General features: G+C 68.4%; 19 protein-coding genes. 1 reads left to right on the plus strand and 18 read right to left on the minus strand.

Annotated features, from left to right (window positions below; all coding sequences use genetic code 11):
* Positions 1 to 13: 13 nt before the first annotated feature.
* The 8 genes from gmk to pyrR are packed head-to-tail and all read right to left on the minus strand — an operon-like array spanning position 14 to position 9,598.
* Positions 14 to 913: a guanylate kinase gene (gene gmk, locus ACWIBS_RS05695; protein WP_376125967.1), complete on the minus strand. Its 900-nt coding sequence runs from the start codon at positions 911 to 913 to the stop codon at positions 14 to 16.
* Entirely contained in the window at positions 906 to 1,766 is an 861-nt protein-coding gene (gene pyrF / locus ACWIBS_RS05700; protein ID WP_376125964.1) for an orotidine-5'-phosphate decarboxylase, read from the minus strand. Before pyrF ends, gmk begins: the two co-directional genes overlap by 8 nt.
* Complete coding sequence (carB, locus tag ACWIBS_RS05705; protein ID WP_376125961.1) at positions 1,763 to 5,050, minus strand: carbamoyl-phosphate synthase large subunit; 3,288 nt, start codon at positions 5,048 to 5,050, stop codon at positions 1,763 to 1,765. Before carB ends, pyrF begins: the two co-directional genes overlap by 4 nt.
* Complete coding sequence (carA, locus tag ACWIBS_RS05710; protein WP_376125958.1) at positions 5,043 to 6,281, minus strand: glutamine-hydrolyzing carbamoyl-phosphate synthase small subunit; 1,239 nt, start codon at positions 6,279 to 6,281, stop codon at positions 5,043 to 5,045. Before carA ends, carB begins: the two co-directional genes overlap by 8 nt.
* The gene (locus tag ACWIBS_RS05715) at positions 6,278 to 6,787 is read right to left on the minus strand and encodes a PH-like domain-containing protein (protein WP_376125956.1); all 510 of its coding nucleotides are present in this window, start codon (positions 6,785 to 6,787) and stop codon (positions 6,278 to 6,280) included. Before ACWIBS_RS05715 ends, carA begins: the two co-directional genes overlap by 4 nt.
* Positions 6,784 to 8,094, minus strand: coding sequence for a dihydroorotase (locus ACWIBS_RS05720; protein WP_376125953.1), 1,311 nt, complete (start codon positions 8,092 to 8,094; stop codon positions 6,784 to 6,786). The genes ACWIBS_RS05715 and ACWIBS_RS05720 overlap by 4 nt, the downstream gene beginning before the upstream one ends.
* On the minus strand, positions 8,091 to 9,056 hold the full coding sequence (locus ACWIBS_RS05725; RefSeq protein ID WP_376125950.1) for an aspartate carbamoyltransferase catalytic subunit: 966 nt from the start codon (positions 9,054 to 9,056) through the stop codon (positions 8,091 to 8,093). The genes ACWIBS_RS05720 and ACWIBS_RS05725 overlap by 4 nt, the downstream gene beginning before the upstream one ends.
* The gene (pyrR, locus tag ACWIBS_RS05730) at positions 9,053 to 9,598 is read right to left on the minus strand and encodes a bifunctional pyr operon transcriptional regulator/uracil phosphoribosyltransferase PyrR (RefSeq protein ID WP_376125947.1); all 546 of its coding nucleotides are present in this window, start codon (positions 9,596 to 9,598) and stop codon (positions 9,053 to 9,055) included. Before pyrR ends, ACWIBS_RS05725 begins: the two co-directional genes overlap by 4 nt.
* Positions 9,599 to 9,694: 96 nt before the next feature.
* On the opposite strand from pyrR, the gene ACWIBS_RS05735 reads away from it, so the two are divergent.
* On the plus strand, positions 9,695 to 10,378 hold the full coding sequence (locus tag ACWIBS_RS05735) for a TMEM175 family protein (RefSeq protein WP_376125944.1): 684 nt from the start codon (positions 9,695 to 9,697) through the stop codon (positions 10,376 to 10,378).
* On the opposite strand, the gene ACWIBS_RS05740 is transcribed toward ACWIBS_RS05735, so the two are convergent.
* The 10 genes from ACWIBS_RS05740 to ACWIBS_RS05785 all read right to left on the minus strand — a co-directional run bounded on the left by ACWIBS_RS05740 (position 10,345) and on the right by ACWIBS_RS05785 (position 22,377).
* Entirely contained in the window at positions 10,345 to 11,901 is a 1,557-nt protein-coding gene (locus ACWIBS_RS05740; RefSeq protein WP_376125941.1) for a Rieske 2Fe-2S domain-containing protein, read from the minus strand. The two genes, ACWIBS_RS05735 and ACWIBS_RS05740, sit on opposite strands and share 34 nt — an antisense overlap.
* 48 nt (positions 11,902 to 11,949) lie before the next feature.
* Positions 11,950 to 15,192, minus strand: a complete 3,243-nt coding sequence (locus tag ACWIBS_RS05745; RefSeq protein WP_376125938.1) for a DEAD/DEAH box helicase — start codon at positions 15,190 to 15,192, stop codon at positions 11,950 to 11,952.
* Between the two features lie 6 nt (positions 15,193 to 15,198).
* Entirely contained in the window at positions 15,199 to 15,609 is a 411-nt protein-coding gene (nusB, locus tag ACWIBS_RS05750; RefSeq protein ID WP_376125935.1) for a transcription antitermination factor NusB, read from the minus strand.
* Positions 15,610 to 15,612: 3 nt separating this feature from the next.
* Positions 15,613 to 16,173 carry an elongation factor P gene (gene efp / locus ACWIBS_RS05755; protein WP_376125933.1) on the minus strand — a complete coding sequence of 187 codons (561 nt, stop codon included), beginning with the start codon at positions 16,171 to 16,173 and terminating at the stop codon, positions 15,613 to 15,615.
* Positions 16,174 to 16,244: 71 nt separating this feature from the next.
* Positions 16,245 to 18,053, minus strand: a complete 1,809-nt coding sequence (locus ACWIBS_RS05760; RefSeq protein WP_376125931.1) for an oleate hydratase — start codon at positions 18,051 to 18,053, stop codon at positions 16,245 to 16,247.
* A 92-nt stretch (positions 18,054 to 18,145) separates the two neighbouring features.
* On the minus strand, positions 18,146 to 18,601 hold the full coding sequence (gene aroQ / locus ACWIBS_RS05765; protein WP_376125928.1) for a type II 3-dehydroquinate dehydratase: 456 nt from the start codon (positions 18,599 to 18,601) through the stop codon (positions 18,146 to 18,148).
* A gap of 252 nt (positions 18,602 to 18,853) precedes the next feature.
* Complete coding sequence (locus ACWIBS_RS05770) at positions 18,854 to 20,371, minus strand: HNH endonuclease signature motif containing protein (RefSeq protein ID WP_376125925.1); 1,518 nt, start codon at positions 20,369 to 20,371, stop codon at positions 18,854 to 18,856.
* Positions 20,368 to 21,006, minus strand: coding sequence for an AFG1/ZapE family ATPase (zapE, locus tag ACWIBS_RS05775; protein WP_376125922.1), 639 nt, complete (start codon positions 21,004 to 21,006; stop codon positions 20,368 to 20,370). Before zapE ends, ACWIBS_RS05770 begins: the two co-directional genes overlap by 4 nt.
* A gap of 64 nt (positions 21,007 to 21,070) precedes the next feature.
* A complete protein-coding gene (locus tag ACWIBS_RS05780) occupies positions 21,071 to 21,445 on the minus strand; it encodes a VOC family protein (protein WP_376125919.1) in 375 nt (124 codons plus the stop codon).
* Positions 21,446 to 21,477: 32 nt separating this feature from the next.
* On the minus strand, positions 21,478 to 22,377 hold the full coding sequence (locus tag ACWIBS_RS05785) for a VOC family protein (RefSeq protein ID WP_376125916.1): 900 nt from the start codon (positions 22,375 to 22,377) through the stop codon (positions 21,478 to 21,480).
* Positions 22,378 to 22,413 lie beyond the last annotated feature (36 nt).

Genomic DNA, 22,413 nt, shown 5'->3' on the forward strand with positions numbered 1-22,413 from the left:
CCGTCGAGCGCGGTCAGTCCCGGGCGAGCGCCGCGACTTCGCGGGCGGCACGGGCGACGTCGTCGTTCACGACGCGGTAATCGAACTCGTCCTGCGAGGCCAGTTCGACACGGGCGGTCTTGAGTCGCCTGGCGCGCTCCTCGGGACCCTCCGTGCCGCGACCGACGAGCCTGTCGACCAGTTCGTCCCAGCTCGGCGGCAACAGGAACACGAGGGTCGCCGCGGGCTCGGCGGCGCGCACCTGGCGCGCGCCCTGCAGATCGATCTCGAGCAGCACCGTCCGGCCTTCGGCCAGCGCCGCGTCGATCGGTGCACGCGGCGTGCCGTAGCGGTGCCGGTTGTGCACGGTCGCGTGCTCGAGCAGGTCGCCCGCGGCGATCATGCGATCGAATTCGGCGTCGTCGACGAAGAAGTAGTGCTCGCCCTCGATCTCGCCGGGCCGCGGTGCGCGCGTCGTCGCCGAGACCGAGAGCATGATCTCGGGGTGGTGCTCCTTGATGTGCGCCGCGACGGTTCCCTTGCCGACCGCCGTGGGACCCGCGAGCACGAGCAGCCGGCTGCGGCCGGCGCGGGGGGCGCGCTCGGGCCGCCTCTCGTCGAGGAAGCGCAGCAGGACAGCGCGCTGACGCGCGCCGAGCCCGCCGAGACGCTTGACGGGCGAGATGCCGAGCTCGGCGAGGATGCGGTCCCGCTTGCCCTCGCCGATCGCCGGGATGCACGTGAGGAACTCGGTCACGCGCATCGCGCCCGCCGGTGTCTCGGGCTTCGCGAGCGCGCGGCGCAGCAGCTCTTGCGGGGTGATGACGCGCATCGTGACGTCGTGCTTGAGAGCGGCGCGTTCGCGGCGCGCAGCGACCGCGCGGCGGGATGCCGCGACGCGGTCGACCTCGGGAGGGGTACGTGAATCAGCCATCGGAACCACTACGGTACAACGCCGCGCGCTCTGTGATGCGCGCCGTCAGAACATCGGGACCCGCCGAGAGGATGCTGCGGCTCTCGGACGCGACGACGTTGCGCGCGACCGCCCCGAAAAGCGACGTCAGCTCGGCCGGCTGCGCACCCTGTGCACCGAAGCCCGGGGCGAGGATGGGGCATGCGGTGAGCGCGTCGTCGGTCAGTCCGAACTCGAGCCGGTCGACGGTCGCCCCGATGACGAGACCGGCCGGTCCGAGGTCGCCGGCGAACGCCGCCGATCCGTTGACCCACGCGATGTCGCGTGCGACGCGCGCTGCGACGGTCTGGTCGTCGGCCGACGCGACGTCGACCGTGCGTGCGGTCTGCAGCGCCGCCGCTTCGGGGTTGCTCGTCGCGGCGAGGACGAAGACGCCCTTGCCCGCACGGACCGCCGTCGCGAGCGTCTCGCGCAGCGACTCGGGTCCGAGATACGGGCTCACCGTGACAGCATCCGCTTCCAGCGGAGCACCCGGCGTGAGCCACGCGGCGGCGTAGCCGGCCATCGTCGAGCCGATGTCGCCGCGCTTGGCGTCGGCGATCACGATCAGCCCCGCCGCGCGCGCGGCGGCCAGCACGTCTTCGAGAGCGGCGAACCCCGCCGATCCCCAGCGCTCGAAGAAGGCGACCTGGGGCTTCACGACGCCGACGCGTCCTGCCGCGGCCTCGACGACACGCAGCCCGAAGTCACGCAGGCCGCGCGCGCCGGCATCCATCCCCCATTCGGCGAGCAGGTGCTCGTGGGGGTCGATGCCGACGCACAGCGGTCCGTACGCGTCGAGCGCTGCGCGAAGCCGCGCGCCGAAGGATGTCACGTGCGCGCTGCCCGGTCCGCGGCGTACTCCTGCAGGCTCTTCACGTCGAAGCCCTTGCGCAGCGTCGACATCCCGCTCACGGCTGCGCCGAGAACGGCCATCGTCGTGAAGAGCGCCTTGTCTCCGGCGACCGCCGCCGCGCGGATCTCGTACCCGTCGGCGCGGGCCGTTCCGCCCGAGGGCGTGTTGACGATGATGTCGATGGTGCCGTCGTTGATGAGGTCGACGATGTTGGTCTCTCCACCGTCGTGCGTCTCGCTGTACTTCGCGACGACCGTCACGGCGATGCCGTTGCGGGCGAGGATCTCGGCGGTTCCCTCGGTCGCGACGAGTGTGTAGCCGAGCTCCTGCAGCCGGTGCGCGGGCAGGATGACCGCGCGCTTGTCGCTGTCGGCGACCGAGATGAAGACGGTGCCCTCGAGCGGCATGCCGCCGTATGCCGCGGCCTGTGACTTCGCGAACGCCGTCGGGAAATCGCGATCGATGCCCATGACCTCGCCCGTCGAGCGCATCTCGGGCCCCAGCACGGAGTCGACCGTCTTGCCGTCCTTCGTGCGGAAGCGCTTGAACGGCAGCACGGCCTCCTTCACCGAGACCGGAGCGTCCAGCGGGATGCGCGATCCGTCGGCTTCGGGCAGCAGGCCCTCCGCCTTGAGATCGGCGATCGAGGTGCCCGCCATGACGCGCGAGGCGGCCTTGGCCAGCGGGATGCCGAGCGCTTTCGAGACGAAGGGCACGGTGCGGCTCGCACGCGGGTTGGCCTCGATGACGTAGAGCACGCCTGCCGAGATCGCGAACTGCACGTTGAGCAGCCCGCGCACGCCCACGCCCTGAGCGATCGCGAGCGTCGCCTCACGCACGCGGTCGACGTCGGTGCGACCGAGCGAGATGGGCGGCAGCGTGCACGATGAGTCGCCGGAGTGGATGCCGGCCTCTTCGAGGTGCTCCATGACGCCGCCGATGTACAGCTCGGTGCCGTCGTAGAGCGCGTCGACGTCGATCTCGATCGCGTCGTCGAGGAAGCGGTCGACGAGGAGGGGCTTGCCCGCCTCGACGATGACCTCGCCCGCCGTGCGGACGAAGTACTCCCGCAGGGCGGCGGTGTCGTAGACGATCTCCATGCCGCGTCCGCCGAGCACGAAGCTCGGGCGCACGAGCACGGGGTACCCGATCTCCTCCGCGATGCGCACGGCGCCGTCGGCGTCGATCGCCGTGCCGCTGCGCGGCGCGAGAAGTCCCGCGTCGTCGAGGAGGCGCGAGAACAGCTCGCGCTCTTCGGCGAGGTCGATCGCGGTGGGGCTCGTGCCGAGGATCGTGTAGCCGGCCTCCTCGATGCCCTTCGCCAGTCCGAGCGGCGTCTGGCCGCCGAGCTGGCAGATGACGCCGAGGATCTCACCCGACTGCGCCTCGGCGTGCAGCACCTCGAGCACGTCCTCGAGCGTCAGCGGCTCGAAGTAGAGCCGGTCGGACGTGTCGTAGTCGGTCGACACGGTCTCGGGGTTGCAGTTGACCATGACGGTCTCGTATCCCGCGCCGGAGAGGGCGAAGGACGCATGCACGCACGAGTAGTCGAATTCGACGCCCTGGCCGATGCGGTTGGGACCCGAGCCGATGATGACGACCTTCTGCCGGTCAGACGGCGTGACTTCGGTCTCGACCTCATAGCTCGAGTAGTGATAGGGCGTGAGCGCGGGGAACTCCCCCGCGCACGTGTCGACCGTCTTGTAGACCGGACGCACATCCAGCGCGTGCCGGATGCCGCGGATCTCGGCTTCGGACCCGCCGCGCAGCTGCGCGAGCTGGGCATCGCTGAATCCGTGCTCCTTCGCCAGACGCAGCGTGGCGACGTCGAGCTCGGGGGCCTGCCGAACGAACTCGGCGACCTCGTTGATGAGCACCATCTGATCCAGGAACCACGGATCGATCTTCGTCGCCTCGAAGGCCTGCTCGATCGTCGCGCCCTTGCGCAGCGCCTGCTGCAGCACGACGATCCGACCGTCCGTCGGCGTCTTCGAGATCTCGAGCAGCTCATCGACGGAACGCTCTTCGTCGCCCCAGTGGAAGCTCGATCCGCGCTTCTCGAGCGAGCGCAGCGCCTTCTGCAGCGCCGTGGCGTAGTTGCGCCCGATCGCCATCGCCTCGCCGACGGACTTCATGGTGGTCGTCAAGGTCGTATCGGCGGCGGGGAACTTCTCGAAGTTGAACCGCGGCACCTTCACCACGACGTAGTCGAGGGTCGGTTCGAAGCTCGACGGCGTCACCTTCGTGATGTCGTTGGGGATCTCGTCGAGCCGGTAGCCGATCGCGAGCTTCGCGGCGATCTTCGCGATCGGAAAGCCCGTCGCCTTCGATGCCAGCGCCGACGAGCGCGAGACGCGCGGGTTCATCTCGATGACGATGATCCGCCCGGTCTGCGGGTCGATGGCGAACTGGATGTTGCAGCCGCCGGTGTCCACGCCCACGGCGCGGATGATGTCGATGCCGATGTCGCGCAGCTTCTGGAACTCGCGGTCGGTCAGCGTGAGCGCGGGGGCGACGGTGATCGAGTCGCCCGTGTGCACCCCGACGGGGTCGACGTTCTCGATCGAGCACACCACGACGGTGTTGTCGGACGTGTCGCGCATGAGCTCGAGCTCGTACTCCTTCCACCCGAGGATCGACTCCTCCAGGAGCACCTCGTTGGTGGGCGAGTCGTGCAGGCCCGCGCCGCCGATGCGGCGGAGGTCCTCTTCGTCATAGGCGAAGCCCGATCCCAGGCCGCCCATCGTGAACGACGGACGCACGACGAGCGGGTAGCCGAGCTTCTCGGCGCCGGCGATCAGATCGTCCATCGAATGGCAGATGACCGATGCCGCGACATCCGCGCCCGCGTCGATCACGAGCTGCTTGAAGATCTGGCGATCCTCGCCCTTGTTGATCGCCTCGAAGTTCGCGCCGATGAGCTCGATGTCGTACTTCTCGAGGATGCCGTGGTTGTGCAGCTCGATCGCCGCGTTGAGCGCCGTCTGACCTCCGAGGGTCGGAAGGATCGCGTCGGGGCGCTCCTTCGCGATGATCGTCTCGATGACCTGCCACGTGATCGGCTCGATGTAGGTCGCGTCGGCGAAGTCCGGGTCGGTCATGATCGTCGCGGGGTTGGAGTTGACGAGGATGACCCGCACTCCCTCTTCGCGCAGCACGCGACAGGCCTGCGTGCCCGAGTAGTCGAACTCGCACGCCTGCCCGATGACGATCGGCCCGGAGCCGATGACGAGGACGCTCGTGATGTCGTCGCGCTTAGGCATTGTTCTCCTTCGATCCCTGAGTCTGCTCCTGCGGTCCCCGGCCCTGCTCCTGCGGTCCCTGACCTTGCTCCTGCTCCCGCGGTCCCTGAGCTTGTCGAAGGGTCGCGACGACGAGGTCACGGAAGCGGTCGAACAGGTAGTTCGCGTCGTGCGGGCCGGCAGCGGCCTCGGGGTGGTACTGCACCGAGAAGGCCGGGATGTCGAGGGCGCGCAGTCCCTCGACGACGTTGTCGTTGAGTCCGACGTGACTGACCTCGATGCGGCCGTACCCGTGGGGGCTGTCGAACTCGCCCTCGACGGGAGCGTCGACGGCGAAGCCGTGGTTGTGGGAGGTGATCTCGACGCGCCCGGTCAGTTTGTCCTTCACGGGCTGGTTGATGCCGCGGTGGCCGAACGGCAGCTTGTACGTGCCCAGACCCAGCGCCCGCCCGAGCAGCTGATTGCCGAAGCAGATCCCGAAGAAGGGCAGGCGGTCGTCGAGGATCGAGCGCAGCAGGTCGACGTGCGCGTCGGATGCCGCGGGGTCGCCCGGCCCGTTGGAGTAGAAGACGGCGACGGGGTCGACGGCGCGGATGTCGTCGATCGACACGTCGTGCGGAAGGATGTGCACGTCGAAGCCGCGCGAGACGAGGTTGTGGATCGTCGCCTGCTTGACGCCGAGGTCGAGCACGGCGAGATTGCCGATCCGCTCTCCCGTCGCCTCGACGACGCGAACGGCGTCGATCGAGACATCGGCCGACAGGTTGCGCCCGGCCATGCGCGGGGCTTCGCGGATGAGCCGGAGATGCTCGTCGGGCTCGAGGGATGCGGCATCCCCCGAGAAGATGCCGCCGCGCATGCTGCCCGCTCCGCGGATGTGCCGTGTCACGGCGCGCGTGTCGACGCCGCTGATCCCGACGACGCCTTCGCGGACGAGGGCGTCGTCGAGCGAGCCGTCGGCGCGCCAGTTCGACACGACACGCGAGGGGTCGCGGACGATGTAGCCGGACACCCAGATGCGGTGCGACTCGACGTCTTCCGCGTTGACGCCCGTGTTGCCGATGTGCGGCGCGGTCTGCAGCACGATCTGACCGGCGTACGACGGGTCGGTGAGGGTCTCCTGGTATCCGGTCATGCCGGTGGCGAAGACGACTTCGCCGAGGGTCGTGCCGACCGCACCGTAGGCGCGGCCGACGTAGCGCGTGCCGTCCTCCAGGACGAGCACTGCGGGTTCGGTGGAGAAGAAGGTCATGCGTCGGTTCCCGTCTGGGTCGGGGTGAGGATGCTCGAGATCGCATCGGCGAGGGCTCTGGCCGAGGCATCCTGAGGTCGGAGGTAGGAGTCGACGACCGTGCCGTCATCGAGGCGCCAGGTGAGGCGGACGAGTCCGTCGCGCTCGACGACGCGGTCGATCGTCACCGTGGCCTGCGCCACGAGATCGATGCGGTCGGCGCGCACGAACACGCGGGGCTTGCCGGTCAGGTCGAGGGCGATGCCGGCGCTCGTCACCGTGACATCGACGCGCGAGCGGAACGCCAGACCGCGGATCGCGAGGCGCTCCAGCGGCTCGCCGTGCTTCGTCGTCGCGACGTACAGCGAGCGGAACTCGCTCATCGTCTCGGCGCCGGCGGGGGCTTCGGCCACGGGGGCGGACAGCCCGGAATCGCGGCGCGTGCGTCGCCACCACGCGAAGGCCGCGAGAGCGAGGATCAACACCGCCACGCCGATCATGACGGCGACGGCGCCCTCACGGGTCATGCGCGCTCCCCCGGCCGGTCGAGCACGACACCGTCGACGACGGTCGGCGTGCCGCGATACAGCGTCCAGCGCACCTCACCGGGCAGCTCGCGCCCGAGGTACGGGGAGTTGACGCTGCGTCCGCGCAGGTCATCCTTCGAGAAGGTGCGGACCGGCGCGGGATCGATGAGCGTGAGGGATGCCGCGTGCCCGGGGGCCAGCGGAGTCCCGTGGCCCGCGAGCCGGCCGATGCGGGCCGGTTCGCGCGACATGATGCGCGCGACGTCGCTCCACACCAGCATCCCCGTGTCGATCATCGTCTGCTGCACGACCCGCAGCGCGCTCTCGAGCCCGACCATGCCGTTCGCCGCGGCCTGCCACTCGCACGCCTTCGCTTCGGCGGGGTGCGGTGCGTGGTCGGTCGCGACGATGTCGATCGTGCCGTCGGCGAGTCCTTCGCGCACGGCGCGGACGTCTTCTTCGCGCCGCAGCGGGGGGTTCACCTTGAACCGGGCGTCGTAGTCGCGGACGAGTTCGTCGGTCAGCAGCAGGTGGTGCGGCGTCACTTCGGCCGTCACGTCGATGCCGCGCTTCTTGGCCCACCGGATGATGTCGACCGAGCCGGCCGTCGACAGGTGGCACACGTGCAGCCGCGAACCGACGTGCTCGGCGAGGAGCACGTCGCGCGCGATGATCGACTCCTCGGCGACGGCGGGCCAGCCGGCCAGGCCCAGTTCGGCCGAGACGACGCCCTCGTTCATCTGAGCGCCCTCGGTCAGCCGGGGGTCCTGCGCGTGCTGCGCGATGACACCGTCGAAGGCCTTGACGTATTCGAGGGCGCGGCGCATGATCAGCGGATCCCACACGCAGAAGCCGTCGTCGCTGAAGACGCGCACCTGAGCGCGGGAGTCGGCCATCGCCCCCAGCTCGGCGAGGCGCTCGCCCTTCTGCCCGACGGTGACCGCCCCGATGGGCTGCACCGTCACGAACCCGGCCGCCTCGCCGAGGGCGAGCTCCTGCTCGACGACTCCGGCGGTGTCGGCGACGGGTGAAGTGTTGGGCATCGCGAAGACAGCCGTGAAGCCGCCGGCCGCGGCGGCGCGCGACCCGGTGAGGATCGTCTCGGAGGCTTCGTACCCGGGCTCGCGCAAGTGCGTGTGCAGGTCGACCAGGCCCGGCAGCGCGATGAGGCCGTCGGCGTCGACGACGGTGGCCCCGGCGCGCGAGACGTCCGAGCCCACCTGTGTGAGAAGGCCATCCTCGACGAGGATGTCGGCGGCGGCCCCGCCTTCGAGTCGGGCCCCCCGGATGAGGAACGTCTCAGTCATCGCGTGTTCTGCTCTCGTTCGGGTCGCTCGCCCGCCAGCAGCAGGTAGAGCGCGGCCATGCGGACCGATACGCCGTTCGTGACCTGCTCGAGCACCGTCGAGCGCGGCGAGTCGGCGGCTTCGGCGGAGATCTCCAGCCCCCGGTTCATGGGTCCGGGGTGCAGGACAATGCTACCGGCCGGAAGCGCCGTCAACCGTCGGGCGTCCAGACCCCAACGGCGTGAATACTCCCGTTCAGTCGGAAAATAGGCGGCGTTCATCCGCTCCAGCTGGATGCGCAGCATCATGAGCGCGTCGGGAGCCGCGGCGATCGCCTCGTCGAGGTCGTAGAGGATCGTCGCCGGCCACTGCGAGGAATCCTGCGGCACGAGTGTCGGCGGGGCGACGAGGGTCACATCGGCGCCGAGGGTGTCGAGCAGCCACACGTTCGACCGCGCGACGCGCGAGTGCAGCACATCGCCGACGATCGTGACCGACAGTCCTTCGAGATCGCGTCCCCGGCTGTCGTCGCCGAAGTGACGCTTGCGGATCGTGAACGCATCGAGGAGCGCCTGCGTCGGGTGCTCGTGGGTGCCGTCGCCGGCATTGACGACCCCCGCGGTGATCCATCCGCTCGTCGCGAGCGTCCGCGGCGCGCCCGAGGCCCCGTGCCGGATGACGACGGCGTCCGCGCCCATGGCCTGCAGAGTCTGCGCGGTGTCCTGCAGGGACTCGCCCTTCGAGACGCTGGAGCCCTTCGCCGCGAAGTTGATGACATCGGCCGACAGCCGCTTCGCAGCGGCTTCGAACGAGATGCGGGTGCGGGTGGAGTCTTCGAAGAAGAGGTTGACGACCGTCTTGCCCCGCAGGGTCGGCAGCTTCTTGACTTCGCGGAGCTGCGTGTCCGACATGTCTTCGGCGACGTCCAGGATGCGCAGCGCACTCTCCCGCGAGAGGGTCTTGGTGTCGAGGAGGTGCCTCATGATTCGATCGTCACCTCTTCGACGCCGTCGGTCTCGGCCAGGCGCACGTTGACGCGCTCGTCGCGCGCGCTCGGCAGGTTCTTGCCGACGAAGTCCGGGCGGATGGGCAGTTCGCGATGGCCGCGGTCGATGAGGGTGGCCAGGCGTACGGCGGACGGGCGGCCGATGTCCTGCAGCGCATCGAGCGCGGCGCGGATGCTGCGGCCCGAGAACAGCACGTCGTCCACGAGCACGACGACCTTGCCGTCGATGCCGCCCGCCGGGATCTGCGTCGGCTGGGGGGCGCGCGTCGGGTTGCGGTGCAGGTCGTCGCGGTACATCGTGACATCGAGTGCGCCGATCGGGATCGGCGTGCCGCTGAACTCCGACAGCAGACCGCCGATCCGGTTGGCGAGCGTGACGCCGCGGGTCGGGATGCCGAGGACGACGAGGTCTTCGGGACCCTTGTTGGACTCGAGGATCTCGTGCGAGATCCGAGTCAGAGCGCGGGCGATGTCGGCGCTGTGCAGGACGACACGAGGCAGCACGATTCGCGTGCTCATCCGCCGCTCCCTTCTCCGCCTCACAGGACGGTGTTAAAGGTTGCTGGGTACTCGCGCCAGTCTAGCGGGATGACAGGGCTCTGGCACGCTGGGGTCATGGGCACCGATGCGCAGGATCGTCCGGGCGTCGCTGAACGCGGCGAGAGCGAGTTCGACCGGGGGCTGTCGTTCTATGACGCGATCTACGGGTTCGCTGCGACGCTGCTCGTCGCGAACGTCGATGCGCCGGCGCCCGAGGCCTGGCAGAGCCTGCGCACACTTTTCACCGATGACGTCGTCGACCAGCTGCTCGGTTTCGTGATCAGCTTCGTCGTGATCGTCGTGTTCTGGCGGGTGAATGTCACGCTCGTGCGGCGTCTGTCCGGACTCGACGGGCCGACGACGGCCGTCAACCTCGCGGCGGCGGGCCTGGTCATCCTGCTGCCGTTCACAACCGAGGGCATCAGCGATGCGGCGACGACGGATCTGCCGCTGCCCACCGCGATCTACGCCGTCAACGTCGCTGCCGTCGCGCTTGCGCAGGTGGCGATGTTCCAGGTGGCGCGTTCGCGCGGTCTCGAGCGAAACCCGATCCCATCGCGGCTGAATCGGATCCAGTTGCTCGACGCATTGGTCGTGCCGCTCTACTTCCTGGCGTCCGTGCCTGTCGCGCTCGTTGTGAGTGCCGATGCGGCACGGCTTTCGTGGCTCGGTCTCATCGTTGTGGCCCCGGTCTCGGGACGCCTCGTACGAGTGGCATCCCGTCGTCAGCCTGCGGCGAGCGCGCCCTCGGCTTCGTGAGCACGTATCGGGTGGCCCTGCGTCGTGAGGCACTTGCCGGTGGCGAGGTCCCATTTCCAGTCGTGCAGCGAGCACGTGAGGACGCCGTCCTCGATCTTGCCGGTCTTGGTGAGGTCGGCGCGCAGATGCGGGCAGCGGCGCTGCACGATCCAGTCGCCGAGCTGCGCATCCTCGGTCTGATCGCTCTGCTCGGCGTACCAGTTCTCGACGTACTCGATGCGGTCGCGAGAAAGACACTTCAGGAACGTGGTGAGGAACTCGTTGAACTTGCCGCTGCGACCGACCTCGAACTGCATCGAGAGGAAGATCGAGTTCGACCAGTCGATCTCGTGGTCGGCGATGTTGGTCGAGACGAGGTCGGCGGGAATCGTGTACCAGTAGACGCAGTCTTCGCCGTCGTACTCGCGCACCTTCGCCTTCGGGAAGTCCACCACCATGTCGAGTTCGCCGATGCGGAAGCGCACGTTGCCGCCGACACCGTTGCGGATCGTGCGCGCGCGGCGCAGCAGCGGCTCCCACCACTCCTTGATCGCGGCGAGCATCTCGGCGGGGGGAAGTACGGCCGCGCGCGTCGCCTCTTCGGCCGCGACTTCGCTCTGACGCGTATCGCGCTGTTCGGCGAGGTAGGCCCACTTGTCATCGAAGATCCGGTCGATCTCGGCAGCCGTGTAGAGCGTCTGCGTCACGACGAGCTCGCCGTGGTTCAGGTCGACCTGCGTGCCGGGCACGAACTCATAGCCCTTCTGCTCGGGCCGCAACTCGCGCATGTGCGCGAGGAACTGACGCTGATCGGTGAAGATCGAGTCGTCTTCTGTGCCGTAGCCGTTGTAGCGGAACAGCTCTTCGCGCAAGAACATGGGCGGTCCGGCCATCGGGAACACGTGTGCCGCGTCGACCTTCTCGATGTAGTACATCGCGCGCTTGTTCTGCGCGTCGCGCTTGAGCTTCGCGAAGTTCTGCTTGGCATCCTGCGGCAGGTCGTAGACCATGGGCCACCAGATCGCGCCGGACACCTGCGTGAAGTACGCGTCGGGCTTCGAGAACGTCAGCAGCGTGTCGAGATCGAGGGGGTGCGAGTCGTTCTGATTGAGGATGCTGGCCGTGCCGTCGTCGACCGAGAGCGACGAGTCGCCGATGGGTCCATCGCTCGGGGCGCGCAGGGGTGTCACCATGATCTTCAGGTCGCCGAACTCGAGCGGCACACCCGCCTGCGTGTAGACGATGTTGTCGTAGCCGAGCTTCTTCAGATCGACCTCGAGGTCATCGGTCGGGTACTCCGGCAGAAGCACCCTGATGTCCTTCGGCACGTAGCGCTCGAGCAGGGCGGGGTCGAAGTGGTCGCGGTGCCGGTGCGAGATGTAGAGGAAGTCCGCGGCGCCGAAGCGCTCCCAGTCGAGTGCGCGGTTGTCGGGGAACGGGAACCATGAGCCGAAGAAGCTCGGGCCGATGACCGGATCGCAGAGGATGCTGCCACCCGCCGTCTCGATATACATTCCGGCGTGTCCGAGGCCCGTGATGCGCATGAATTCCCTCCCGTGTGACCCCTCGAGTCTAGGCGAGGGCCGACCGGCTCACGCGTCGAAGAGGGCTCGGATGTCGTCGGCATCGAGCGTCTGGCCGAACAGGGCGTCGTCGTCCATGACGGAGCGGAACAGGCGCGCTTTGCGTTGCTGCAAGGCCATGACCTTCTCTTCGATCGTGCCGTTGGCGATGAGGCGGTAGACCATGACCTTGCGCTCCTGCCCGATCCGGTGCGCGCGGTCGACCGCCTGCGCTTCGGCGGCAGGGTTCCACCACGGATCGAGCAGGAAGACATCGTCTGCCTCGGTGAGTGTCAGCCCGAACCCGCCCGCCTTGAGGCTGATCAGGAACACCGCAGCGCCACCCTGGCGGAACTCCGCGACGGCGGCGTCTCGATCGTGCGTCGACCCGTCGAGATACGCGAAGCGGATGCCGCGCTCTTCGAGCCGCTGCGCCACGAGGCGCAGGAACGACGTGAACTGACTGAAGACCAGGATGCGATGACCTTCGGCCACCGCTTCGTCGAGGCGTTCGAACAATGCCGTGAGCTTGCTCGGCGCGACGTGCGCGTGCGCCGGATCGACGAGCCCGGGAGCCAGGCTCAGCATGCGCAGCAGTGTGAGCGAGCGGAACACGATGAACCGGTTGCGATCGAGGTCGTCGAGCAGTCCGAGCACCTTCTGCCGTTCGCGCTGCAGCACGGTGTCGTACAGGGCCCGGTGCGCCGCATTGAGCTCGATCCGCAGCTCCTGCTCCTGCTTGGGCGGAAGCTCCGGGGCCACGAGGTCCTTCGTGCGGCGCAGCACGAGGGGTCGGATGCGCCGTCGCAGCCGTGCGAGGCGGCGGGCGCGGTACTGGCCGCCCTCCTGCGTGTCGGGGACCTTGCCCTTCTCGATCGGCGCGATGTACTCGTCGCGGAATCGGCGCGCCGAGGCGAAAAGGCCGGGTGCGGTCAGAGACAGGAGCGCCCACAGCTCGGTGAGGCTGTTCTCCAGAGGTGTGCCCGTGATCGCGAACGTGACGTCGGCGCGCAGCTCTTTCGCGACGCGGTGCGTCTTCGTCTGGCTGTTCTTCACGAACTGCGCCTCGTCGAGCACGACTCCCGCCCAATCGACACTCGTGAAGGCGGCGGCGTCGAGTCGCAGCAGGGTGTACGAGGTCACGATGACGTCGGCCTCGGATGCGGCATCGGCCACCTCGGTCCCCCGCGCGCTGACGATGTGCACGCGCAGGCCGGGGGTGAACCGAGCCGCTTCGTCACGCCACGTCGACAGCACCGAGGTCGGTGCGACGACGAGGAAGGGGCGCGTCTCACCGGATTCGCGCGCGTGGGCCAGCAGTGCCAGCATCTGCAGCGTCTTGCCGAGCCCCATGTCATCGGCGAGGATGCCGCCCAGCCGGTGCTGCCACAGGAACGCGAGCCAGTCGTAGCCGGCGCGCTGATACGGGCGCAGCTCGGCGTTCAGCCCGCGCGGCAGGGCGGCCGACGGCACGCCGTCGGCGTCGCGCAGGCCCTCGGCGGCGGCGCGCCAGCTCGTGGCGGGAACGGTCTCGTCGGCGAGGTCTTCGAACTCCGACCACAGATCCGTCTGGTAGCGGCTGATCCGTGGCCCCGTCTGCCATTCGTCGAGCGTGCCCGCTTCGTCGATCAGCTCGCGCAGACGGTCCAGCGCCGGATGCGACAGCGAGAAGTACGCACCGTCGCTCAGCAGCAGCTTCTTGCGGCCGCGCGACATCGCGGTGAACAGGGTGCCGAACGGGATGCGCCGCCCGTCGATCGTCACGACGATGCCGAGGTCGAACCAGTCGGTCTCCGTCGTCTCCACGGTCGTGATCTCGATCCGCGGATCGCCGGACAGTTCGCGGTAGCGCGGGCGCTCGCCGGAGATCACGACATCGACGTCGTCCGCCGCCTCGAGCAGCGGCAGCAGCCTCGACGAGAACTCCGCCGCGACGACGCCCGCCAGCGACGCGGACGGTGCGAACTCGACGGGAGACGCGTCTTGCCAGAGCTGTTCGACGCGCGCGCGGATGCTGCTCTCGGCGACCGGGTCTCGCTCCTCGCTCGTGTCGGGATCCCACGGCAGCGTCGTGTCGCGGCCGTACCGCCACGTCAGGTCGTAGTCCAGGCGGTCCGACGGCGCGAAGCGCACGGCGACCTCGAGGGTCGGTCGCACCGCCGCAGGGATCGGGATGCCGGGCGCCTCGACGGCGACGCGACGTGCGATCCTGCCCAGGTGCTCGCTCACGAACTCGTCCGCCTCGTGCGCCGGGATCGACACCGCCGACCGCGCGGCGAGGAGCGCGGGCACCGGATCGGGCAGCGGGAGGGCGGCGAGGGTGAGTGCGATGCGATCGCCGTGCACCGTGAACCGGTACAGGCCCGAGCGTCCGACCGGCCGAAGGGTCGCGGCATCCGCCTCGGTCTCGTCGATCGTGACCCGCGGCCGGATCTCGAGCGCACCGGAGACGCGCTCGGCGCGCACGACGACGGAAGCGGTCTGGGCGAGGTCGACGCTCTGACCGGTCTTGGTCGGCACGAGCGGGATGCCGTGCTCGACACCCGAGGCGAGGTGCGCCCAGAGCAGGCTCGACTCGATGTCGTCGAGCGTGAGCCACTCCGAGACGTCCGAGAACGCACCGAAGGACCGCACGTCGCGGCCGATGCTGTGCAGCTCCGCGAACCAGCGGGCCTGTGCGGGGTCGTGCGCGCTGATCGGACGGCGCAGCGTGTCCCACGACACCGTCCCCTTGATCCAGGCGCGCGTTCGCGGGCTGCGCTCGAGCGGACGCAGACCCACGAGCACATCGGCCGCACTGTGGTGCAGACCTCGCGCGGTCGCGGTCGCGACGCGGGCCGGCGCCCACGAGGATGCGCCGCGACGGACGCGCTGGCGCAGCTCGACGCCGAGCGCGAGCGGTGTCGCGGGGCGGGGGCTCGCGGGCGGGGCGGACGCCAGGACGGTGCGCCACGACGACTCGCTGCGCGATGCGACCTCGGCCGAGCGGTTGCTCGCGAGGATCGTGGCGACCGTGTGCTTGCAGTCGATCTGCATGGGGCACGAGCACGTCGTCGCGACGATGGGCGCATGTGGCCGATCCGCATCGACGCGGATGCGGCAGCGGTAGTGCTGCGCGCCGCTTCCGGCGACGACGGATTCGATGAGGGATCCGACGGCGTCCCACGTCACGCGCTGCACGGCGCCGTCGGCGAAGTAGGCGACTCCCCGTTCGTACGCGCCCGGCCCGGCGAGCCTCCGGATGTGGACGGCGTCGATGAACGGAGGGGTCACGTGGGATCAGGTGGCGCGGGCGATCCGGCCGAGAACGCCGTGCACGAACGATCCCGATTCGTCGGTCGAGAATTCCTTCGCGAGTTCGACCGCCTCGTCGATTGCGACAGCGGGCGGCACGTCATCGTTGTAGAGGAGCTCCCACACGCCGATGCGCAGCACGGCGCGGTCGACGGCGGGCATGCGGGCGAGACTCCAGTCCTTCGCGAAGGTCGTGATCTGCTCGTCGATCGCGTCGCGATTGTCGATCACGCCGTCGATGATGTCGCGGGCATACAGCCACGACGCTTCGCGTGCGGGTTCGCTTGCGGCGCGCTTCGCTTCCGCGGCGAGGACGGTCCGCAGTTCGTCACCGCGGACATCGGACTGGAAAAGGATGTCGAGCGCGCGTTTGCGCGCTTTGGAACGAGCGCTCACGCCTTACTTCTCGCGACCGAGGTACTCGCCGGTGCGCGTGTCGACCTTGATCTTCGTGCCTGTCTCGAGGAACAGCGGCACCTGCACCTCGTAGCCGGTCTCGACGGTCGCGGGCTTCGTGCCCGCCGATGAGCGGTCGCCCTGCAGGCCCGGTTCGGTGTAGGTGACTTCGAGAACGACGGATGCCGGCAGGTCGATGTACAGCGGGTTGCCGTTGTTGAGCGCGATCGTGACCTGCTGGTTCTCGAGCAGGAAGTTCTTGGCGTCTCCGACGGTCGCAGCCTGAACGGTCAGCTGGTCGTAGTCGGTGGCATCCATGAAGACGAAGCCTTCGCCGTCGTTGTACAGGTAGGTGAAGTCGCGGCGGTCGACGTTCTCGATGTCGATCTTGGTGCCGGCGTTGTAGGTCTTGTCGATCGTCTTTCCGGTGACGACGTTCTTCATCTTCGTCCGCACGAACGCGCCGCCCTTGCCCGGCTTGACGTGCTGGAACTCGACGACGCTCCAGAGCTGGCCGTCGATGTTCAGGACGATGCCGTTCTTGATGTCTGCGGTCGATGCCATGAGGTGATTCAGTCCGATCGTGTGGGAAGCCGACGCTCGAGTCTACGGGATGCCGGGAAGCGGCATCCCGTTCACTCCACGGCGTCGTCCAGACGAGGCCGCGGCTGCGTGTCGCCGTGCGGGGCGACCAGGCCGAAGTCGGTCAGCAGCTCGCCCAGCTGCGACGTGTCGAGTTTGTCGAGGATGCGTCCTTCGACGAAGTTCGGTCCTGGAATGTGCACGGCTTCGCCGTCGGCGAGTCGCGTCGTCGCCTTCATCAGCCAGCGGATGTCGTAGGTCGAGTTGAAGACCTCGGGCACTCCCCGCTCGACGCCGAGCAGCTGGTAGGCGGATTCCATTCCGGTGCGCACGGAGTACTCGGTCGTGAAGATCGTGTCTCGCGTGGTCTCGGCGAACTGCCCGATGAAGGCGAAGTTGACGGCGCCCTCGGGCACGACGTCGGGGCGATCGCCCGCTCGGCGCGGCATGAAGAACGCGTCGACGTACGGCATCATGACGGGCACGGCGCTCGCGCCGGTCGCTGCCAGTTCGGGGATGTCGTCGGTGGGCACACCCAGGTGATAGAGCCACTCCCGGGTGATCTCCTCGCCCGTGCACTCCTGCATCGGCTTGGTGACGTAGTCACCGGGCACGTCGGCGAACAGGGCGTAGAACCAGACGACGATCTCATCGGGCGACTGGTTCTTGAAGTGCGGCTGCCGGTTGACCGTCCAGCTCAGCAGCCACGAGGAGTCCTTTGCCGTCACGATGCCGCCCGTCACGACTCTGCCGCTGAACGGGTCGCGCTGGGCGATCTTCTCGATGTAGGCGGGGATGCGCTCGTCGAGCGTCGTGATGGTCGCCGATTCCCACTTCGTCTCGGCGATGTCGCCCGCGAAGACGTCGGGGTGGCCGAAGGACGGGTCCTTCGCGGCGATCCGACGCCACAGGTCCCACGCGGGGGCAGGACCGGTGTCGAGCGTGGCGGGGGTGTGGTGGTCGCCCTCATCGGAGTTCTCGGTCAGCGAGCCGATCGTCGTGAGCACCAGGTCGTTCTCACCGAGGTCGATGCCGCCGTCGCCGTCGGCATCGGTCCAGTGGATGCGGGTCGCCACCTTCCGGTCGCCCGTGATGTCGAAGTCGATGTCGGTGACGGTCGTCGAGAACCGGAACGTGACGCCCTGATCGAGCAGCCAGCGGTAGAGCGGCAGGACGAGCGATTCGTACTGGTTGTATTTCGTGAACTTGAGGGCGGAGAGGTCGGGCAGGCCGCCGATGTGGTGGATGAAGCGGTGCAGGTAGAGCTTCATCTCGAGGGCGGAATGCCACTCCTCGAACGCGAACATCGTGCGCCAGTACAGCCAGAAGTTGCTCTGCAGGAACTCCTCGCCGAAGACGTCGGTGATGCGCTTGCCCTCCATCTGCTCGCGCGTGGCCATGATGACCTTGACGATCTCGTTCTGCGCCTTCTTGCTGAGGGTGAAGAGCTTGTCGGTGTGGGCGTCCTGCCCCTGCTTCTCGGTGACGCGGCAGAGCGAGAAGTTCGGGTCGTCCTTGTTGAGCCAGTAGAACTCGTCGAGCACGCTCGCGCCGTCGATCTCGATGGACGGGACCGACCGGAAGAGATCCCACAGGCACTCCATGTGGTCTTCCATCTCGCGCCCGCCGCGGATGACGAAGCCCTTCTTCGGCTTCTTGATGCCGTCGAGTGCTCCGCCGGGCAGGTCGAGCTCTTCGAGGATCGTGATCTTGGAGCCGTCCATCTGGCCGTCGCGGATCATGAACGCGGCGCCCGCCATCGATGCGAGGCCCGCGCCGACGAACCAGGCGGTCTTGTCGTCGACTCCCTCGGGTTTGCGCGGACGCGCGAAGGCTTCGTAGTTGCCGCTGCTGTAGTACATGCACTCCCCCGTCGTCGAACCTGCTCGCTTCTCGTGTCTACCGCGTGGCCGGCGAGATCACACCCGTTACGGCGTCGGTTTCGTGCCGGATGTCACCCGTCGGTCTGTCCCGTGATGAGGTCGATCAGCAGTTCGACGGCTTTCGCGTAGCCCTGCACGCCTTCGCCGATCACGTGCACGGCGGCGACATCGGCGACGTAGGAGCGGTGCCGGAACGGCTCGCGCTCGAGCACGTTCGAGATGTGGACCTCGGCAACGGGGAGCGCGACTCCCGACAGGGCATCCCGCAGCACGATGGAGGTGTGCGTGAGGCCGCCGGGGTTGATCACGATGCCGGCGCAGTCCTCACGGGCGTCGTGGATCGCGTCGAGCAGGACGCCTTCGTGGTTGCTCTGCACGGCTCGCACGTCGAAGCCGCGTACGGCCGCGGCATCCGTCGTGATGCGCTCGACGTCGGCGAGCGTACTCGTGCCGTAGACGTCGGGTTCGCGTGTGCCGAGCAGGTTGAGATTGGGCCCGTTCACGAGCAGCAGTCGACGTTCGGTCACGCGATCACCCTACCGATCGATGGATGCGCGACCGGCCGCTCGCGGCGCTCCCGGGCGCTGATCGGCCGGCGGTCGCTCGGACTCTCGCGTGGTCGGGTGTGCCGGTGACGAGGCGCACGACACACGGCACGGCACGGCACACGGCACGGCACGGCACGGCGCGGCACACGGCGCGGCACGGCGCGCGTGGCACCGGCCGCGACGGCGCAGCGAAGGCGAGACGGTGGTCGGTCGGCGGCATCCGAGTCGGTCTCATGCAGCCTGGAAGCGTCGAGGCGAGCGCGACTCGAGGCGGATGGGTTCGTCGATGGCGCCGGTGACGGGGTCGGGCGGCGACTGGAGCCAGTACGTGTCCAGCTGAGTGTGCTGGTCGCGTTTTCGGATGATCCGCCACCCTTGATTGTGCAGACGCAGGTGGCAGTTTCGGCAGAGTGGTACTCCGTCATCGATATCGGTTCTGCCGTGGTCTTCGTACCAATGGTCGGTGTGATGGAACTCCGACCAGTCGATCGGCGCCGTGCATCCGGGCCAGATGCACCCGCCGTCTCGGATCGCGATCGCGATCCTCTGCTTTCTCGTGAAGAGCCGTTCTTCGCGGCCCACATCGAGGGGTCTGCCGAAGGGGTCGATCGTGACCGCGATCGCGCCGGCGTCGCACAGGAGCTTCTCGATCACTCCCCCGGGAAGCGCCGCCCCCGAGTGCTCGACGTGTCCGACGCCGGCGACACGCATCCCGCCTCGCTCGGACGGGCTCTCGATGGCGCTGGCCTCGACGACGACCCGGACGCCGGGCTGCCTGTCGCCGAATGCCTGTCGGGGGTCGGCGTTCGCTCCCGAGCGGAGCACCGCCACGACGGTGTCGTACTGCAGCTGCTCGTTCGTGCGCTCGTCTGCCGTGGCCTCCTTCGCCCGCTCGGCGGCATCCGAGCCGACGAACCTCGGCCCTCGTCGTGGACGCAGCGCGGCATGGAGCATCGACTGCACCCACGCGGCCGCCTCGTCATCGAACGCGATCCTCGCGTGATGCCTGCCCTGCTCGTCGATCCACATCCGGAACGACCGAGCGGCGAACCGTTCTTCGAACCGAAGCGTCACACCGACGGGGTCGAGCCGATCGCGGGCGATGCGTGCCGTCGCGCGCAGCTCTTCGACGGGCAGCGTCGCCGCCTCATGCAGCAGCAGCTCCACGGCGTTGGCCCAGGCTTCGGGCAAGAACTCGGGATCCAGCTCGGGATATCGCTCGACGGGCGGCTCGCCGATGCCGATCAGGATCGCCTGGAACTGGGCTTGTCCGATTTTTCCGCCCGTCAGCGCCTCGCGCAGTAGCATCCGCCACCGCGGTGCGCTCGGCGCGCTGGGTCGGTCGGGACGCGGCTCGTCATCGCTGGTGACGTCGGCGACCGTGACGAGGAGATCCTCACCCGTCTTCAGCGTGCGCCCGACATCGGTGCGGGATTGCCCCGTGATGTTCTGCACGAGTGACGTGACATTGCGGTGCCCCTTGCGCTGCGCGAGCCCCGCGTGTCCGAGCTCGCGTGAGGACCGCCGTGCGATCTCGGCGGCCGCGGACGCGCTGACCAGATCGAGCGCATTGCGTGCTTCGCTCACATCGGCGAGCACCGCCAGCAGTGCGTCGTCGTCGAGCGCCGCCACGCCCGGGGTCACATCGACCTCGCCGTCACTCGCACTTTCAGCACCGGTGCTCACTCGTTCGGCGACGCGCGCGACCGCTGCGACCAGACGGCCGGTGAGTGCGGGGTTCGACGTCATAGAACAAAGATACGAAGGGCCTCCGACATCGACAGGCTCGAATGGACTGTTTTCGAGTCTGCGGAGGTAACGAAACGGTAACGGTTGCGGTGAGGTTGCGGCGCCCTCAGCGGTCCGCCACGAGGAGGTGGAGGCGGCTCGCCATACGAAAAGGCGTCGGGCCGTGCGGCTGCGTTCGTGAGGAAGCCGGGCAGATCGACGGGCGATGAAAACGCCACGGGGACGTCGGCATCGACCAGCACGTCGATGAGGCTGATGAAGCGCTGCTGAGCTTCGGGATCGGCGTCTGCGAGCGGAGGTATCCCCGTGATCGTCCACCGCCGAAATGTCCGTGACCAGTGCAGATGCTCGATCGTCGACGTCGCTGCCGAGCAGAGCTGGTCGAACGTCGCCACCAACTCGCCGTCCCGTGCCGACACGACGCTGAAGGCCCGGTCACCGACCGTGACGATCTGCTGAGGGGACGGCGCGACGCCGGCCGGCGTCCTCATCCAGGTGCCGGCGGCGAACCCCCGGGAGTGCTGCTCGTTGACGGTTCGGTAGTCGAGCGGACCGGCGAGATTCCACACATCCAGGTGCGTTTTGATGAGGGCGATGCCCGGCTCGAAGATGTGGTGCCAGATGGGATCGGGCACGGGAAGTCATACCTCGGATCACCCGTACGCTACCTCCGCCACCTGCTGGAGTAGCCGCCCGCGCTCAGGCCGGACCCCACACGCCGAGCTCGTTGCCGCTCGGATCGAGGAAATGAAAGCGCCGCCCGCCGGGGAAGGCGTACGGTTCCTGCACGATCGTGCCGCCCGCCGCGACGACGGCGTCGCGCGTCGCGTCGAGATCGTCGCTGTAGAGCAGGACGAGCGGCCCTCCGCGCTGCACCTCATCGCCGAGCAGGAGCCCGCCGGCCTCGTCGCCCTCGGCCTCGGCCGGAGTCCGGATGCCCGAATACTGATCGCCGTAGTCGGTGAAGGTCCACCCGAACGCGGCACCGTAGAAATCCCGCGCGGCGCGCATATCGGTGACGGTGATCTCGACGTAGTCGATCGTGAGCGGAATCGAATGTGTGTGCGTTGCCATGCCGCACACACTCGCACAGACCGCCGACACGATCACAGGTCGGCGATGATGATCTTCTTCATGTCGAGCATCCCCTGATAGACGCCCGGTTCCTGGGCCCGGTCGCCCATGTCGGCGGGCGTGATCTGCCAGCTGAGACCGAACCGGTCGACGAGCCAGCCGCACGCCTCGGCCTCGGGTACCGCGCTCAGGGCATCCCACAGCCGGTCGATCTCGGCCTGGTCGCGGCAGCGGACCTCGAGCGAGACACCCGGCGTGAACGACGAATCCTGCGGCGCGCCGGAATCCATCGCGGTGAACCACTCCCCCGCGAGCTGGAACTCGCTGAACATGACGGCACCCGCGGCAGCAGGGCCCGTCTCCTCCGGGTACGGCACGATCGTCCCGAGCCGTCCGCCGAAGATCGAGGTGTACGCCTCGACGGCTTCGGCCGCCCGGTTCTGCGCCGTCGCACCGAACAGCAGCGACGGGATCAGGAACGGCCGGGGATCGCCTTCGGGGTCTGTGAGCATGAGCTGCCACGTGACTCCGTAGCGGTCTTCGACCCACCCGTATCGCGCGCTGAACGGGTACTCCCCCAGCTCCATGAGCACGCGGCCGCCGACGCAGAGTTCGATCCAGAGGGCATCCAGCGCCCCACGCGCAGCCGCTTCGTCGCCGCGGAACATGAGCGGATCGAAGTTGACCATGAACGACAGCGAGGCGTTCGGGCGGAAGGTGCCGTCGGAATTGATGAGTGACAGGTGATAGCCATCGATCACGACGTCGATCGTGAGGACGTCGCCGGCGAAGTCCTTCTGGAAATCCGGCAGGTCCTCCGCCGGATAGCGCAGCGTCACTTCGCTCGTCGCCTTCGGAAAGATCCGCGTGTAGAACTCCGCGGCCTCAGCGGCCGTCCGATTGCACCAGATGTTGGGGACGATCTTCTGCATGTCGCCACTCTTCGCCTCCGCGAAGCGCGGCGCAAG

The sequence above is a fragment of the Microbacterium sp. NPDC055442 genome, from assembly GCF_053644215.1.